We start from the raw sequence: 17,073 nt of genomic DNA on the forward strand, positions 1-17,073 counted from the left end.
AGACCGTTCCATACGGGAACGGCAAGTCTACGTCGACCATTTGGGTCCGCGCGTTACGTCCGCCGGATGTAGGCACGAAATTTGGCCCGGCCAATGGCGCCTTTTGGCACAGCGCGGAGTGTAGCGCGTTTTATGCTTAAGGGGAAACCCGATCCTGCCCGGAAATCGCGCATCTTCAAACGTTTAACGTGCGATTTGGTGTCCGGGGCGGTTCAAACGTCACAGTTCCGGCCGCGGCCTGGATCGACCCTCCGGAGGCGTTCGTCCTTGTGGAATGAGGCGGCCCTATGTTAGCCAACCGCCGCGAAATTCAGCCCAAATCGGGTAAGGAGACACTTCGATGACCAACGGTAACGGCACCCCTCCCGAGGCGGCCCAGGCTCCCCAGCTCAACGTGCTGGCGCAATATACCAAGGACCTCTCGTTCGAAAATCCGAACGCACCGACCTCGCTCCAGCCGCAGAGCCAGGCGCCCCAGATCAACATCCAGATCAATGTCAGCGCCAACAATCTCAGCGAATCCGAGTTCGAGGTGACGCTGTCGGTCGAGGGCAAGGCCGAGAACGCGGGCAAGGTGATGTTCTCGTTCGAGCTTGCCTATGCCGGCGTGTTCCGGATCGTCAACGTGCCGAAGGAGAATCTGCACCCGCTGGTCATGATCGAATGCCCGCGCCTGCTGTTCCCGTTCGCCCGCGAGATCATCGCGACTGCCGTGCGCGACGGCGGGTTCCCGCCGCTGATGCTGGACCCGGTCGATTTCGTCGGTCTCTATCGCCAGAACATGGAGCGGCAAATGGCTGCCGGTGGTCAGGCCGGCCAAGCCTCAACTACCTGGCCCAACCAATAGGCCTAGCCAGCCGGATTGACGGCAGCTGGAGCGGGCAAAAACTCGTTCCAGATCGCCTTGTCGCCGAGGGTTGCGATGAAAGCCCGATGGGCGTCGCGCTCGGCGTCTGAAACCCGCGGCGCGAGCGGCACAGTCCGCTGCCGCCGCGGCGCATCGCCCGCGGCATTGACCCGAATGTCCTGGGAATCCGACGCCAGCAGCAGCTGCGACTGCCGCGCCCCGACCAGATCGACATAGACTTCTGCGAGCAGTTCGGAATCGAGCAACGCGCCATGCTTGGTGCGGTGCGAATTGTCGATCGCGTAGCGCGAGCAGAGATCGTCGAGCCGGTTCGACACGCCGGGATGCTTGCGCCGCGCCAGCAGCAGCGTATCGACCAGCCGCTCGCGCGGGATCGCGGCACGCTTGATCCGGTCGAGCTCGGCATTGATGAAGCTGATGTCGAACGACGCGTTGTGGATCACCAGCGGCGCATCGCCGATGAATTCCAGAAACGCGTCGACGACTTCATGGAACAGCGGCTTGGTCGACAAGAATTCGGCCGACAGCCCGTGCACCGCAAACGCCTCCGCCGGCATGTCCCTTTCAGGATTGATATAGACGTGAAACGTCTGTCCCGTCGGCATGCGGTTGAAAATCTCGACGCAGCCGATCTCGACCAGCCGATCGCCGCGGAGCGGATCGAGGCCGGTGGTTTCGGTATCCAGAACGATTTCACGCATGATTTCGAGGTGCCGTGCAAGAAGCCCTGTAAGTCGGCGAATCAGGCTCGCCGTTGCGGCATCTTAACGACCTCGGCCAAGATGTGCGTGATTTGCGCGCGCACCGGCTCCAGTCCGTGCGAGGTATCCACGACGAAATCGGCCCGCTTGCGCTTTTCGGCATCCGGCATCTGCTTGGCGATGATGGCATCGAGTTTTGCTTCGTCCATGGTGCCCCGTGCCAGCACCCGCTCGCGCTGAAGTTCCGGCGAGGTCGAGACCACGACGACGGCGTCGACGCGCTTCTCGCCGCCGGTCTCGAACAGCAGCGGGATGTCGAGAACCACGACGGGCGCCTTGGCGGCTTCCGCAGCGGCAAAGAATCTTTGCCGGGAGGCGCCGAGCATGGGGTGAACGATCTGCTCGAGCCGCTTGATCGCGGCGGGATCGTGCACCACGCGTGCCGACAGTTTAGGACGATCGACCTTGCCATTCGCGGTGGTGCCGGGGAAGGCCGCCTCGATCGCAGGCACCGCCTCACCTTCATAGAGCTGATGGACGGCGGCATCGGCGTCGTAGACGGGCACGCCGGCCTCCGCGAACAATTTTGCGGTGGTGGATTTGCCCATCCCGATCGAGCCGGTCAGTCCGAGAATCCGCATCATTGCCCTATCATTTACACCGCAATGAGCCGCTCGCGCCGCAGGAACGCAAGCAGCGGCAGCAACGGCAGGCCGAGAATGGTGAAATGGTCACCCTCGATACGCTCGAACAGATGGATGCCGAGGCCTTCGAGCTGATAGGCGCCGACGCTCGTGGTGACGACGTCGCCGGCGGCCTCGAGATAGGCTGAAAGTTCGGCCTCGGACATCTGTCGCATGGTCATGCGGGCGACGCACACATCCTCGAAGATAATCCTGCCGTCATAGGCCACGGCGACCGCCGAATTCAGCTCGTGGCTATGGCCGGCGAGATCGCGCAATTGCGCCAGCGCCTGAATGCGCCCGGCAGGCTTGTTGAAGAGACGATCGCCGAGGGCGAGCGTCTGGTCGGCGCCGATCACATAGCGTCCGGGATGATGAGCCGAGACTGCCCTGGCTTTCTCGCGCGCCAGCAGCAGGCCGATCTCGCGCGGGTTTGAAAGTTTTGAAGCAGTCTGAATACCGCGCTCGTCGATGTCAGCCGTAATAGTTTCGAATTCGAGCCCGGCATTCGCCAGCAGCATCTTCCGTGCGCTGCTCTGCGAGGCCAGGATCAACGGAGTTTTGCCGCGCCACAGAGCCATTTTCGAAAACTATTCAGACGGCCGGTTGCGCTGGCGATCGCTGTAGAGCTTCATGATCGCCGCCGCGGTTTCCTCGATCGAGCGCCGTGTGACGTCCAGCAGCGGCCAGTCATGCTTGGCGCTCAGCTTGCGCGCAAACGCGACCTCCTCGGTGACCGACTGCCTGTCGGTATAGGTGTCACTGCCGGATTCGGCTCCCATGGAGAGCAGCCGGTTCTGACGGATCTGGATCAGACGTTCCGGCGTTGCGTGCAGGCTCACCACCAGCGGCTTGGTCAGCGTCTCCAATTGCGCCGGCACGGGAATCCCCGGCACCAGCGGCACGTTGGCGGTGCGGATGCCGCGGTTGGCGAGATAGATCGATGTCGGCGTCTTAGACGTGCGGGATACGCCGACTAGGACGACGTCGGCGTCCTCGAGCCCGTCGACGTGCTGGCCGTCATCGTGGATCATCGTGTAGTTCAGCGCGTCGATGCGCTTGAAATATTCGGCGTTGAGCACGTGCTGCGCGCCGACGCGACCGGTGGTCGCAGCGCCGAGATAGGCTTCGAACAATTGCATGACCGGGCCGATGATCGAGAGGCTCGGAACGTTGATGTTCTTGCATTTGTCCTCGAGCCTGGAGACCAGATCTTTCTCCAGCAGGGTGAACAGCACGATACCGGGCGCTTCCTCGATCTCGTCGAGCACGCGATCGAGCTGCTTCTGGCTGCGCACCAGCGGATAGACATGCTCGACCGGCGTGACGTTCGCGTACTGCGCAGCGACGGCGCGCGCGACCGTGATCAGGGTCTCACCGGTGGAGTCGGAGACGAGGTGCAAATGGAAATAATTGTTCGAGGTCGGCACAAAAACTCTTTGTATGAAGCCGGTGTGGTTTGTGGATTTCTGTGGACCTTAACCCCTCGGAAAGGGTTGCGCGACACCAGGGGCGGGACAAGTGCCAGTTTTCTTCACACCACTGCCCGTCGGAACAAGTTTGGGAGCCTTCCGAGAGGGAAACGGGATTGCGCGGACAAGTCCCTTGATAGGCTGCGGATAGAAATGCGCAAGCCTTTGAGCCCAGACCATTTATCTGGCCGGGCGGGAACTGTCGGGGACATGTTGATGGATGTGAACAAGCGTCTGCGAAGTGGCGGACGGCATTGTGTGAGTCCAATCCACCGTCACTCAGACTCAAACCTTAAGAATCTAAGATTCTTTATTGGAGAAGGGCGCTCCAGAGAGATATGTGTGCAGGTGAGACCTTAACGAGTTCTTACTATCCCCAGATCGCCGAACGGCTGGACGCAAAGGTGGACGCCGGACATGTTTGAAGACGTCTACCTCTGGATCAAGGCGCTGCACGTGATCGCGGTCATCTCATGGATGGCCGGGATGCTCTATCTGCCGCGACTGTTCGTCTATCACTGCGAGGCCGAGATCGGTTCGAAACAGTCGGAAACCTTCAAGGTCATGGAACGCCGCCTGCTCAAGGCGATCATCAACCCTGCCATGATCGTCACCTGGCTCGCCGGGCTCTACCTTGCCTGGGCCGGCCATTGGTTCACTTTCGGCTGGCTGCACGTAAAACTGGCACTGGTGCTGGCGATGTCCGCGCTCCACGGCTTTTTTTCCCGCTGGCTCAAGGACTTCGCTGCCGACAGGCGCCCGCACAACCAGAAATTCTTCCGGATTATCAACGAGGTGCCGACCGTCCTGCTGATCGTCATCGTCATCATGGTGATCGTGAAGCCGTTCTAGGCAGCAATCCTGGACGATCGCTCACCGCTTCGGCTTGCGGAGTGGGAAGCGATTTTCTATATTAGCGATATCCCACCCAACGCAGGCGGATGTGGTTGTGTCCGAGCTTTCCAGAAGCCGGACACCGCATCAGGTTTGAAGCCCCCACCGGCACTCTCCTTGCCAGACCTGCGGACCTTACCTTTTCGCGTCCGCATTTCAGAGCCTCCTCGCACCCCCTCCCCAGGTTACCCCACAGGACCACCCCAATGCGGGAAATTAAGCTCCAGGACCTCAAGTCGAAGACGCCGGCCGAGCTCGTCTCGTTCGCGGAAGAGAACGGGGTCGAGAATGCCAGCACCATGCGGAAGCAGGAGCTGCTGTTCGCCATCCTAAAGCAGCTTGCGCTGGCCGAGACCGACATCGTCGGCGAGGGCGTCGTCGAGGTGCTTTCCGACGGATTCGGCTTTCTCCGCTCGCCCGATGCCAACTATCTGCCGGGCCCGGACGACATCTACGTCTCGCCCTCGCAGATCCGCCGTTTCGGCCTGCGCACCGGCGACACCATCGAAGGCCACATTCGCAGCCCGAAAGAGGGCGAGCGCTATTTTGCGCTGCTGAAGGTCAACACGCTCAATTTCGAGGATCCGGAAAAGGCCAAGCACAAGGTCAATTTCGATAACCTCACGCCGCTGTTTCCGAATCAACGTTTCCGCATGGAAATCGACGATCCGACGCGAAAAGACTTGTCTGCAAGGGTAATCGACATCGTCGCCCTGATCGGCAAGGGCCAGCGTGCGCTGATCGTCGCGCCGCCGCGCACGGGTAAAACCGTGCTGATGCAGAACATCGCGCATTCGATCACGCACAACCATCCCGAATGCTATCTGATCGTGCTGCTGATCGACGAGCGTCCGGAAGAAGTCACGGACATGCAGCGCTCGGTGAAGGGCGAGGTCGTGTCGTCAACCTTCGACGAGCCGGCTGTGCGTCACGTCCAGGTCGCCGAGATGGTGATCGAAAAAGCCAAACGTCTGGTCGAGCACGGCCGCGACGTCGTCATCCTGCTCGATTCGATCACGCGTCTGGGTCGCGCCTACAACACCGTGGTGCCGTCATCCGGCAAGGTGCTGACCGGCGGTGTCGACGCTAACGCGCTGCAGCGCCCGAAGCGCTTCTTCGGTGCCGCCCGCAACATCGAGGAGGGCGGCTCGCTGACCATCATCGCGACCGCGCTGGTCGATACCGGCAGCCGCATGGACGAAGTCATCTTCGAAGAGTTCAAGGGCACCGGTAACTCGGAACTGATTCTCGACCGCAAGGTCTCGGACAAGCGCACGTTCCCGGCCATCGACATCTCGCGCTCCGGCACCCGCAAGGAGGAGCTCATCACCGACAATCAGGTGCTGAAGAAGATGTACGTGCTCCGCCGCATCCTGAACCCGATGGGCACCATGGATGCGATCGACTTCCTGCTCGACAAGCTGCGCTCGACCAAGAGCAATTCGGAGTTCTTCGACTCCATGAACACCTGAGCCGGGTGTCTATCTAAAATTTTGAGGGCGCCTTCGGGCGCCCTTTTTGTTGTGCGGAATTGCTGCGCAGAAAGTGCAGCATCGAGGTGAACTTTACGTCGGAGCAGATTTCAAGTATCTCGTTGATATGGCTTACGAATACTTGACTGTCGATACCTTGGTGGTCGTCGGCGGAGGCATTCTGCAGTAGATGTGGATTGTTGCATTGCAATATTTTATGGCTGCAGGTTTAGGACGCAGCAAAACGGGTCATGGCCGCCCAAGCACAGGCCGTTTGCCTTTTCCCGGCCAGCCGGACAAATAGGCTGTGCACCCGCGAGACCAGACCATCTTTGCGCTGTCGTCCGGTCGTCCGCCAAGCGCGATCGCCGTGGTGCGCGTCTCGGGCTCGCAGGCTGGCCTGGTGCTGACAACGCTCGCAGGCAAGCTGCCCGCGCCGCGGCAGGCCAGCCGGCGGCTGCTGCGAGATCGTGCGGGCCAGCCGATCGATGATGCGGTCGTGCTCTGGTTTCCGGGGCCGGGGACTGCGACGGGCGAGGACGTCGCCGAATTCCACGTCCATGGCGGACGCGCCGTGCTGGCCGCGCTCCTCGCTGCGATTTCTCTAATTCCGAATACACGGGCCGCCGAGCCCGGCGAGTTCACGCGGCGCGCGTTCGAGAACGGCAAGCTCGATCTCACCGAGGCCGAGGGCCTCGACGATCTCATTCACGCCGACACAGATCGCCAGCGCCGCCAGGCGCTGCGGCAATTGCAGGGCCTGCTCGGCGATCGCGCGCGCGACTGGCGCGAGCGCATCATCGAGGCGTCGGCGCTGATCGAGGCGGGCATCGATTTCTCCGACGAGGGCGATGTGCCCGCGGAATTGATGGCGCCGGCCGTGAAAGCGATCCAAGCGCTGCACGATGAAATTGCAAAGGTCCTTGCGGCACAGGGACATTCTGAACGCTTGCGCGACGGCCTGGTGGTTGCGATCGCAGGCGAGCCGAATGTCGGCAAATCGACGCTGATCAATCAGCTTGCGCGCCGCGAGGTCGCAATCGTCTCGCCCCACGCCGGCACCACCCGCGATGTCATCGAGGTGCAGCTGGATCTCGATGGCTATCCCGTCACGATTATCGATACCGCCGGCATTCGCGAGACCGACGATCCCGTCGAGCAGGAAGGCGTGCGCCGGGCGAGGGCGCGGGCCGAAGACGCCGACCTCGTGCTGTGGCTGGTGGAGGGCGAGCGCGCCGTCGCTCAGTCCGGCGGTCAGGTCTGGATCGTGCGCAACAAGATCGATCTCGGGGGACAGGATCATCCGGCGAGTTCGGCATCTCTGCGAGCCGGGGCGACGGCATTCCAGAACTGGTCGAAGCCCTCGTGAAATTCGCGGCTGACTTTTTCGGAACCGCCGAGGGCGCGTTGGTGACCCGGGCCCGGCAACGAGATCTGTTGGGCCGGGCCTCGGACAGCTTGCGCCGGAGCCTGGAGCTTATAGACAAGGGCGAAGAACTCGCCGCTGAAGAGCTGCGTGCCGCCGCCTATGCCTTGGGCCGGCTGCTCGGTCGGGTGGACGTCGAGGACGTGCTCGGGGCCATTTTCCAGAAGTTCTGCATTGGAAAGTAAGGCTAGTTCTTCAATGTAGAACTAGGGTTTGTTCCACTCCTTGTATTTCTGCGAACGCGCCTCTGGCTTCCTTGTGAAACAGGTGCCGTGCGTTCCCGGTGCTCCACACTCGACGGAGTGTTCTGTTTCACGTGAAACAGTAATCGACCCGACGCACTCTGTGCATGGGGTTGTCTTCGCGAACCGGGTTGGCCTCCGACTACGTCGTTTCATGTGAAACGCTGGCGTCGCCGAGTTTCCGCTTCCGGCTTTCCTGCCGCTGAGCTAGAAGTCCGCCCATGCGATCAGAGCGAGATCCTTTCGACGTCATCGTCATTGGCGGCGGCCACGCCGGCTGTGAAGCCGCGGCTGCGTCCGCTCGGATGGGAGCGACGACCGCTCTGGTGACGCACCGGTTCTCGACCGTCGGCGCGATGTCCTGCAATCCGGCCATCGGGGGTCTCGGGAAGGGGCATCTGGTGCGCGAGGTTGATGCGCTCGATGGTCTGATGGGGCGGGTCGGTGATGCCGGCGGCATCCAGTTTCGCGTTCTCAATCGGCGCAAGGGTCCTGCGGTTCGTGGCCCGCGGGCGCAAGCCGACCGGAAGCTCTATACAGCTGCGATGCAGGCCGCGATCGAGGAGACCGAGGATCTTTCAGTCATCGAGGGCGAGGCCGACGACCTGATCGTGGCCGATGGCCGGGTCACCGGACTGCGCCTGGCAGACGGTCGGGTGCTCCGGGCCGGGGCTGTCGTCGTCACCACCGGCACCTTCCTCCGCGGTCTTATCCATCTCGGCGAGAAGAACTGGCCCGCCGGCCGTGTCGGTGAGGCGCCGGCGACGGGTCTTTCCGCGTCCTTCGAGCGCGCCGGCTTCACACTTGGACGGTTGAAGACCGGGACGCCGCCGCGTCTGGATGGCTCCACCATCGACTGGTCCGCGGTCGAAATGCAGCCCGGAGACGAGCCCCGGAGCCGTTCTCGGTCATGACCGAGCGGATCACGACCCCGCAGATCCAGTGCGGGATCACCCGGACGACGGCCGCCACCCATGACGTGATCCGCGCCAATGTTCATCGCTCCCCAATGTACTCCGGCCAGATCAAGAGCTCCGGTCCGCGCTATTGCCCCTCGATCGAGGACAAGATCGTCCGCTTCGGCGACCGGGACGGCCACCAGATCTTCCTGGAGCCGGAAGGGCTCGACGACACCACGGTCTATCCCAACGGCATCTCGACCTCGCTGCCGGAAGAGGTCCAGCTGGCGATCCTCGCCAGTATCCCCGGTTTGGAGCGGGTGAAGATGGTCCGTCCGGGCTACGCCATCGAATACGACCACATCGATCCCCGGGAGCTCGATCCGACCCTGCAGACCAAGCGTCTGCGTGGTCTCTTCCTGGCCGGGCAGATCAATGGCACCACGGGCTACGAAGAAGCTGCCGGGCAGGGCATCGTAGCCGGCCTCAATGCGGCACTTTCCGCCAGCGGGGCTGCACTCACCGTGTTCGACCGGGCAGATGGCTATCTCGGGGTCATGATCGACGACCTCGTCACCCGCGGGATCAGCGAGCCCTATCGGATGTTCACCTCGCGGGCCGAATACCGGCTGACCCTGCGGGCAGACAATGCCGATCAGCGCCTGACCGAGAAGGGGATCGCGCTGGGCTGTGTCGGCAGTGCCCGGACCCGGCATCACCGCGCCAAGATGGATGCCCTGAACGCGGCGCGAATGCTGTCGAAGTCGCTGACCATCACGCCGAACGAGGCCATCAAGCACGGACTGTCCCTGAACCGGGATGGCCAGCGCCGATCGGCTTTCGAGTTGATGGCCTATCCAGACATTGGCTGGAGCCAAGTCCGCACCATCTGGCCGGAACTGTCCGCCATCGATTCCGTCATCGCCACCCATCTCGAGATCGATGCCAAGTACGATGTCTATCTCGAACGCCAGAGCGCCGACGTCGAAGCTTTCAGGCGGGATGAGGGGATGGTGCTGTCGGAGGTCGACTACCAGCAGGTCCCCGGTCTCTCCAACGAAGTCCGCGCCAAGCTGGAGAAGGCGCGGCCGTTCAGTCGGCCAGGCCGGCCGGATCGATGGCATGACACCGGCGGCGCTGGGCATCCTCGCGGCCTACCTCCGCCGTGAAGCTCGGAAGACTTCCAAGGCAACTTCCAAGGCAATCGCATAGGCATTTCACGTGAAACAGCGCGGATCGGGCGGGGACAAACCGCTATCCCGACGACCCGGAACAGGTGAGGGCGCTGGTCGATCCGAACCGGCACCGGCCAGGCCGAAGGCCGACAAGGCCAGCGCCAGCCATCAGGCGCTCGACTCCATCATCGCCGCCGACAAGCGTGAAGCGTTGAAGCTCGCGTCCGTTTCACATGAAACGGAGGTTCGGCTCGATCGCTACATCGCACTGCTCCGGGAGTGGCAGGCCAAGACCAATCTCGTCGCGCCTTCGACGTTGCCGCAGCTCTGGACCCGTCACATCGCCGACTCGCTTCAGCTGGTCGATCTCGCACCATCAGCAAAGCGCTGGGCCGATCTCGGCAGCGGCGGCGGCTTTCCCGGCGTCGTGCTGGCCTGCGCCCTTGCCGGGACACCGGACGCCAGCGTCCACCTCGTCGAGCGAATCGCCAAGAAGGCCGCCTTTTTGCGCGAAGCTATCCGCGTCACCACATCTCCGGGGGTCGTACATCTCGCTGAGATCGGGGATAATGTGGATAGAATCACCGGCCCGGTCGATTGCGTCACTGCCCGCGCGTTGGCTCCGCTACATCAACTCATCGGCTTTGCGGAGCCGCTGATGCGCAAGAACGCAAAAGCGTTGTTTCTCAAGGGCCAAGATGTAGAGGCTGAATTGACCGAAGCCGCTAAATATTGGAATATTCAGCCGCAGCTCCACCAAAGCCGCACGGGCGACGGGTGGATCGTCGAGCTGACTTCCGCCGAACGGCGCGGGTGATGCGTTCAGGGGCGAGTGGGGAATTTCGATGACCGTGATTGACGAGCCGCAGCAAGGCCGGACTGACCAGGAAACCGATAACGTCCCGCATGGTCACCCGCGCATCCTGGCGCTGGCGAATCAGAAGGGCGGAGCGGGAAAAACAACCACAGCGATCAATCTTGGCACGGCGCTCGCGGCGATTGGCGAGCGTGTTTTGATCGTCGATCTCGATCCGCAGGGCAACGCCTCCACTGGCCTCGGCATCGATCGACGCAACCGCTCGTGCTCGATCTATGACGTGCTGATCGGCGAATCCAGCTTGCGCGAAGCGGTGGTCTCGACCGCGGTGCCGCGGCTGCACATAGCGCCCTCGACCATGGATTTGTCCGGCCTCGAGCTCGAGCTCGGCACCACGCCCGGCCGCGCCTTCAAGCTGCGCGACGCGATCGGCGCGCTCAACAACAACGTCTCGCCGGAGGCCGATTACACCTACGTGCTGATCGACTGCCCGCCGTCGCTCAACCTGCTCACGGTCAACGCGATGGCTGCGTCGGATGCGATCCTGGTGCCGCTGCAGTGCGAGTTCTTCGCGCTCGAAGGTCTGTCGCAATTGCTGCAGACGGTGGAGCAGGTGCGCTCGACGCTCAACCCGAGCCTGTCGATCCATGGCATCGTGCTGACCATGTTCGACTCGCGCAACAATCTCTCGAACCAGGTCGTCGCCGACGTCCGCCAGTTCATGGGCGAGAAGGTCTACAAGACCATGATCCCCCGCAACGTGCGCATTTCGGAAGCGCCGTCCTACGGCAAGCCGGTGCTGGTCTACGATCTCAAATGCGTCGGCAGCGAAGCTTATCTGCGCCTCGCCACCGAAGTGATCCAGCGCGAGCGCGAGCTGCGCGTGGCGCATTAGCGGTGCCGTGGGTCGGTAGGGTGGGTTAGCCGAAGGCGTAACCAACCACGTCTGCCGCCGCGAACAAACCAATGGTGGGTTACGCTTCGCTAACCCACCCTACGATCTGAAATTCAGTTCTGGAGTGCTGCAGCGTGAATCCAAGGGAGCTGGCAATGGCCGACGAAGCGCGTTCGCGACTGGGCCGAGGTCTTGCGAGTCTGATCGGTGACGTCGGTGGCGAGGCTCAGCACGTCGACCGTCCACGCGCACAGCGCAAGGTGCCGATCGAATTCATCAAGGCCAATCCGCGCAACCCGCGCCGCACCTTTTCGGACACCGAGCTCAAGGAGCTTTCGGAGTCCATCAAGCAGCACGGTGTGATCCAGCCGATCGTGGTGCGCCCCGTGAAGGGCGCGCAGGATCGCTTCGAGATCATCGCCGGTGAACGGCGCTGGCGCGCCTCGCAGATGGCCGGCCTGCATGAAGTGCCGATCGTGCCGGTCGACATCAGCGACAGCGATGCGCTGGAATTCGCGATCGTCGAGAACGTGCAGCGCGAAGACCTCAACCCGATGGAAGAGGCGCAGGGCTATCACGCGCTCGCCAACGAGTTCAAACGCAGCCAGGACGACATCGCAAAAGTCGTCGGCAAGAGCCGCAGCCACGTCGCCAACATGATGCGGCTGACCAAGCTCCCGGCCGAAGTGCAGGCCTTCATCGCAACCGGCGAGCTGACCGCCGGTCATGCCCGTGCGCTGATCGGCGTGCCCGATCCGCTCGCCGCCGCCAAGCGTATCGTCGCGGAGGGCCTCAACGTCCGCCAGGCCGAAGCGCTCGCACATGAAGAGGGCGTGCCGGAGCGCAAGCCGCAAAAGGCACGCGCCACCGGTGCGAAGGAGAAAGATCCCGATACGATCGATCTGGAGAAGCGCGTCAGCGACGCGCTCGGCCTCAAGGTCACCGTCAGTCACCGCGATCCCGGCGGCTCGGTCCAGATCAACTACCGCAACCTCGATCAGCTCGACGAGGTGATGAAGCGGCTCGCGAAGGGCGCGCTGTAATTCACCTTCAGTGTTGGTAGACGCGCAACTCTTCCCACGCGTCATTGCGAGCGAAGCGAAGCAATCCAGAATCTCTGCGCGGACGGATTCTGGATTGCTTCGTCGCAAGGGCTCCTCGCAATGACAGGTGGAGAGAGCGCTGCTCGCAATGACGTGGAGAGATTGGGGCGTTAGCCTCGCCGCTTCGCATTCGCGGCGATCGCCATCAGCGTGCGCTGGGCGATGGCGGCGGCGAGCGTCGATTGCTTGCGGGTATCGAGCGCGGCGGTTGCGAGCTGCTCGATGATGCCGGCGAGCCTTGCCACGCTGAAATTGCGCAGCGCGGTTTCGACCGCAGCCTTTCGTGAAAAATGCAGCCGCGGATATCCGCCGTCGAGCACGGCGGAGGTAGGCTGGCCGTCGGCGATCGCGAGTGCGGATTTGTGCAGCCACGCGGCCTGGCGCTGTGCCGCCGAGATGATCACGCCGGGATAGGTGCCGGCGATCATGGCCTTTGCAAATTCGGTCTCGACGACATCGGGCCGGCCGGCGAAGGCGCCGTCGACGATCGGATCGAGCTTCAGCTCGGACGCGTCGGCGACGACGGCCATAACGTCATCCAGCGTGATCTCGCCTTTGCCGTGGGCGTAAAGCGTGAGCTTGCGCAGCTCGTTGCGCGAGGCCTGGCGGTCGCCGCCGAGGAACGACATCAGCGCGGCGCGGGCATCCTGGGCGATGCGCAAATTGGCGATGCGGAGCTCGTCCTCCATCAGCTTCGCCAGATCGCGCTCGGTGTCGGGATAGCAGCCGATCGCCACGGCGGTCTTGGCCTTCTCGCAGGCCTTGCGCAGCGGCGATTCCGGGCGCAGCTCACCGGCCTCGATCACGATGCGGCAATCCTTCATCGGCATCTCGGCCAGCGTATCGACGCCGCTGGCAAAGCTGCGTGAGCCCGCGCGGATGCGAATGGCGCGGCGGCCGCCGAACAGCGGCACGGTCATCGCTTCGTCGACCAGGCGCGACGGCTCGGCGGAGAGTTCGTCGCCGTCAAGTTTGACAAGCGAGAAGGGATCGTTGGGATCGTCGACGGCGGACGCAATCAGCGTGTCGGCGCGCTCGCGCACGAGGCCGGCATCGGGTCCATAGAGCAGGATGATCGGCCGGCCCGCGTCAGGACGGGCGAGAAAGGCATCGATCTCTTTTCCGCGCAGTGCGACCATGTTGCCCGAGGTTCGTCATTCCGGGGCGCGTGTCGCGAGCCCGGAATGACGGGAAATGAACTAAGTGCCTGCGGTGAAGAACGCGGCGAGCCGTGTGTTGATGTTGTCGGCGATCTCGTTGGCGGCACGATCCTCGGCATCACGCACCGCGCGGTTGCGGGCGAAGCGCTGGTAGGACCCGGGCATGTCGTAGGACACGCGCGAGAACGTCGTGCCGGTCATCACTGATTTTCCGGTCGCGACCTCGATCAGATTGTACTGGCAGTCGATGCCGTAATTCTCGCTGTTCGGCAGGCCGGTGGCGGGATCGACGATCAGGGACGACTTGCTGGAGTTGAAGCGGATCACCAGGCGATGGGTCGGCGGCATGCCCGTGGCCGAGCCGTAGAGCTTGAACGCCAGCGCGTTGCGAACCTCGACCCCGACCCGGGCTTCGCGCGAAGCGTTCGCCTTGTCGATCGGCGGCAGCTCGATCCCCATCAGCTTCTCACGCAAGCCGGGGGTGCCGTCGGTATGCTCGGCATACATCGGCTGGAAGCAGCCAGCCGTCAGCGCCGCCAATGCGGCGACCGCCAGCAAGCGGGCTGCGATGCGGATCCTAGCCGACAACATTCACGATCCTCTTGGGGACGATGATCACCTTGCGAACGGGCTTGCCGTCCAGCGCCAGTTTTACAGCATCGAGGGCCAAAGCGGCAGCCTCGATTTCCGGATTTTGGGCCGCTGTTGCAACCGTGACCTCACCCCGTTTCTTGCCGTTGACCTGAACCACAAGGGTCACGCTGTCTTCAACCAGCAAATCGCGTTCGATTTGCGGCCAATTGGCCTCGGAAACCAGCCCGGGCTGGCCCAGAACCTGCCAGCACTCCTCGGCCAGATGCGGCATCATCGGGGAGAACAGCTGCACCAGGATCTGGCTGGCCTCCCGAATCGCCCAGGCGAGGTCAGGGGCAGGCTGGTCCGGGCGCTGCAGCACCTCCGAAAACGTATTGGTGAATTCACGGATATGGGCGAGGCAGACGTTGAAGTGCAGCCGCTCGATGCCGGTCGTGACCTTGTCCAGCGCGCCATGGGCTGCCTTGCGCAAGGACGTCGCATCCGGGCAGAACGAGGCCGGACGGGCTCCCGGCGCAGCCTTGCCGAACTCCACCGCATCGTTCACCAGCCGCCACAGCCGCTGCACGAAGCGCGAGGCGCCCTGGACGCGCTCGTCGCTCCAGATCACGTCGCGGTCGGGCGGGGAATCCGACAGCATGAACCAGCGAGCAACGTCGGCGCCGTAGGTCGCGATGATGTCGTCAGGGTCGACCGTGTTCTTCTTCGACTTCGACATCTTCTCGATCGCGCCGATCTGGATGTCCTCGCCGGTCGAAAGCAGCGTGGCACGGCGTCCGTTGCTGCCGACCTCGACCTTCACCTCGGCCGGCTGCACCCAGCTGCCGTCGGCCGTCTGGTAGGTCTCGTGCACCACCATGCCTTGCGTGAACATGCCGGCGAACGGCTCGTCCAGCGCGATGTGCCCGGTCGCCTTCATCGCGCGGGTGAAGAAGCGGCTGTAGAGCAGATGCAGGATCGCGTGCTCGACCCCGCCAATATACTGGTCGACCGGCAGCATCCGGTTGGCGATTGCAGGCGTGGTCGGCGCGTTCTCGTTCCAGGGATCGGTGAAGCGCGCAAAATACCAGGACGAATCCACGAAGGTGTCCATGGTGTCGGTTTCACGGAGCGCCTTGGCCCCGCACTTTGGGCAGGCGACGTGCTTCCAGGTCGGGTGATGGTCGAGCGCGTTGCCCGGCTTGTCGAAGCTCACATCCTCCGGCAGCACCACCGGCAGGTCGGCATCCGGAACCGGCACCACGTCGCACGTCGGACAGTGGATCACGGGAATCGGGCAGCCCCAATAGCGCTGGCGCGAAATGCCCCAGTCGCGCAGGCGGAAATTGACCTGGCGTTCGCCAACCGGCGCGTTGCCACGCAATTCAGCTTCCAAACGTTTCGCCACTTCGTCCTTGGCCTGATCGATGGTCATGCCGTCGAGGAAGCGCGAGTTGATCATGCGGCCGTCGCCGTCATAGGCAGTGTCGGTGATGACGAACGTCTTGGGATCCTGTCCCTCGGGACAGACGACCGGCGTATTGCCGAGGCCGTACTTGTTGACGAAGTCGAGGTCGCGCTGGTCATGCGCGGGGCAGCCGAAGATCGCGCCAGTGCCGTATTCCATCAGCACGAAGTTGGCGACATAGACCGGCAGCTTCCAGCTTGGGTCGAACGGATGCACCGCGCGGATGCCGGTATCGAAACCCTGCTTCTCCGCGGTGTCGATGATCTCTTGCGCGGTGCCGATCTTCTTGATGTCGGCGATGAACCGCCCAAGCTCGGGGTTCTTCGCGGCCGCGGCCTGCGCCAGCGGGTGATCCGACGAGATCGCCATGAATTTCGCGCCGAACAGCGTGTCGGGGCGCGTCGTGAAGATCTTCAGCTCGCTCTCGCCGGCGGGCGTGGTCGCCTGATCCAGCGCGAAGCGGATCAGCAGGCCCTCGGACCGGCCGATCCAGTTGCGCTGCATCAGCCGCACCTTGTCGGGCCAGCGGTCGAGCCCATCCAGCGCGGACAGCAATTCCTGCGCGTACTTCGTGATCTTGAAGACCCACTGGCTCATTTCGCGCTGTTCGACGACAGCACCCGAACGCCAGCCGCGGCCGTCGATCACCTGCTCGTTGGCGAGCACGGTCATATCGACCGGGTCCCAGTTCAGCTTGCGCTTCTCGCGCTCGGCGAGGCCTGCGGCGAGCATGTCCAGGAACATCTTCTGCTGATGCTTGTAGTAGCTGGGGTCGCAGGTCGCGAATTCGCGCGACCAGTCCAGCGACAGCCCGATCGAGCGGAGCTGCTTCTTCATCGCTGCGATGTTGGCGTAGGTCCAGGCTTTCGGCGCGACCTTCCGCTCGATGGCGGCGTTCTCGGCCGGCAGACCAAAGGCATCCCAGCCCATCGGGTGCAGTACGTTGTAGCCCTTGGCGCGCATGAAGCGGGCCAGCACGTCGCCAAGCGTGTAGTTGCGGACATGACCGATATGGATGCGCCCGGACGGGTAGGGGAACATCTCCAGCACATAGTATTTCGGCCGCGAATCGTCGTTCTTGGAGACGAAGATCGCCTGTTCGTCCCACTGGCGTTGCCAGCGCGGTTCGGCGTCGCGGGCGTTATAGCGTTCGGAGGTCATGGAATCGTTGCGTTTTTTTCGTGGTTTCGGCGGCCTGAAGAGGCCGGACTAGGCCATAAAAGTC

General features: G+C 63.1%; 13 protein-coding genes and 2 pseudogenes. 8 read left to right on the forward strand and 7 right to left on the reverse strand.

Annotated features, from left to right (window positions below; translation table 11 throughout):
* Positions 1–340: 340 nt before the first annotated feature.
* Positions 341–847: a protein-export chaperone SecB gene (gene secB / locus ACTGJ9_RS05715; protein ID WP_456676274.1), complete on the forward strand. Its 507-nt coding sequence runs from the start codon at positions 341–343 to the stop codon at positions 845–847.
* Positions 848–849: 2 nt separating this feature from the next.
* Here secB and dnaQ read toward each other — a convergent pair whose 3' ends face one another.
* The 4 genes from dnaQ to ACTGJ9_RS05735 are packed head-to-tail and all read right to left on the reverse strand — an operon-like array spanning position 850 to position 3,682.
* Positions 850–1,569 (reverse strand): DNA polymerase III subunit epsilon, encoded by a 720-nt coding sequence (gene dnaQ / locus ACTGJ9_RS05720; RefSeq protein WP_456676275.1) that lies wholly within the window; start codon positions 1,567–1,569, stop codon positions 850–852.
* A gap of 41 nt (positions 1,570–1,610) precedes the next feature.
* Positions 1,611–2,210, reverse strand: a complete 600-nt coding sequence (gene coaE / locus ACTGJ9_RS05725; protein ID WP_456678447.1) for a dephospho-CoA kinase — start codon at positions 2,208–2,210, stop codon at positions 1,611–1,613.
* A gap of 14 nt (positions 2,211–2,224) precedes the next feature.
* Positions 2,225–2,833, reverse strand: coding sequence for a Maf family protein (locus tag ACTGJ9_RS05730; protein WP_456676276.1), 609 nt, complete (start codon positions 2,831–2,833; stop codon positions 2,225–2,227).
* Positions 2,834–2,842: 9 nt separating this feature from the next.
* Entirely contained in the window at positions 2,843–3,682 is an 840-nt protein-coding gene (locus ACTGJ9_RS05735; protein ID WP_456676277.1) for a pyruvate, water dikinase regulatory protein, read from the reverse strand.
* 459 nt (positions 3,683–4,141) lie between these two features.
* Here ACTGJ9_RS05735 and hemJ point away from each other — a divergent pair, with 459 nt between their 5' ends.
* The 7 genes and pseudogenes from hemJ (at position 4,142) to ACTGJ9_RS05770 (ending at position 12,587) form a co-directional block, all read left to right on the forward strand.
* A complete protein-coding gene (hemJ, locus tag ACTGJ9_RS05740) occupies positions 4,142–4,576 on the forward strand; it encodes a protoporphyrinogen oxidase HemJ (protein WP_456676278.1) in 435 nt (144 codons plus the stop codon).
* Between the two features lie 248 nt (positions 4,577–4,824).
* Positions 4,825–6,090: a transcription termination factor Rho gene (gene rho / locus ACTGJ9_RS05745; RefSeq protein WP_456676279.1), complete on the forward strand. Its 1,266-nt coding sequence runs from the start codon at positions 4,825–4,827 to the stop codon at positions 6,088–6,090.
* Between the two features lie 307 nt (positions 6,091–6,397).
* Positions 6,398–7,701: pseudogene (gene mnmE / locus ACTGJ9_RS05750) on the forward strand (tRNA uridine-5-carboxymethylaminomethyl(34) synthesis GTPase MnmE).
* 278 nt (positions 7,702–7,979) lie between these two features.
* Positions 7,980–9,869: pseudogene (mnmG, locus tag ACTGJ9_RS05755) on the forward strand (tRNA uridine-5-carboxymethylaminomethyl(34) synthesis enzyme MnmG).
* Between the two features lie 9 nt (positions 9,870–9,878).
* Entirely contained in the window at positions 9,879–10,649 is a 771-nt protein-coding gene (gene rsmG / locus ACTGJ9_RS05760) for a 16S rRNA (guanine(527)-N(7))-methyltransferase RsmG (protein WP_456676280.1), read from the forward strand.
* A 28-nt stretch (positions 10,650–10,677) separates the two neighbouring features.
* Positions 10,678–11,544, forward strand: coding sequence for a ParA family protein (locus ACTGJ9_RS05765; RefSeq protein ID WP_456676281.1), 867 nt, complete (start codon positions 10,678–10,680; stop codon positions 11,542–11,544).
* A 155-nt stretch (positions 11,545–11,699) separates the two neighbouring features.
* Positions 11,700–12,587 (forward strand): ParB/RepB/Spo0J family partition protein, encoded by an 888-nt coding sequence (locus ACTGJ9_RS05770; RefSeq protein ID WP_456676282.1) that lies wholly within the window; start codon positions 11,700–11,702, stop codon positions 12,585–12,587.
* A 170-nt stretch (positions 12,588–12,757) separates the two neighbouring features.
* Here ACTGJ9_RS05770 and holA read toward each other — a convergent pair whose 3' ends face one another.
* From holA to leuS, 3 genes are read right to left on the reverse strand one after another with little or no spacing between them, the layout of a single operon-like run.
* A complete protein-coding gene (gene holA / locus ACTGJ9_RS05775) occupies positions 12,758–13,786 on the reverse strand; it encodes a DNA polymerase III subunit delta (protein WP_456676283.1) in 1,029 nt (342 codons plus the stop codon).
* A 60-nt stretch (positions 13,787–13,846) separates the two neighbouring features.
* Positions 13,847–14,398, reverse strand: a complete 552-nt coding sequence (locus ACTGJ9_RS05780; RefSeq protein WP_456676284.1) for an LPS assembly lipoprotein LptE — start codon at positions 14,396–14,398, stop codon at positions 13,847–13,849.
* Positions 14,385–17,009, reverse strand: coding sequence for a leucine--tRNA ligase (gene leuS / locus ACTGJ9_RS05785; RefSeq protein ID WP_456676285.1), 2,625 nt, complete (start codon positions 17,007–17,009; stop codon positions 14,385–14,387). Before leuS ends, ACTGJ9_RS05780 begins: the two co-directional genes overlap by 14 nt.
* Between the last annotated feature and the right edge of the window lie 64 nt (positions 17,010–17,073).

It is taken from the genome of Bradyrhizobium sp. RDM12 (assembly GCF_051917485.1).
Taxonomy (GTDB): domain Bacteria; phylum Pseudomonadota; class Alphaproteobacteria; order Rhizobiales; family Xanthobacteraceae; genus Bradyrhizobium.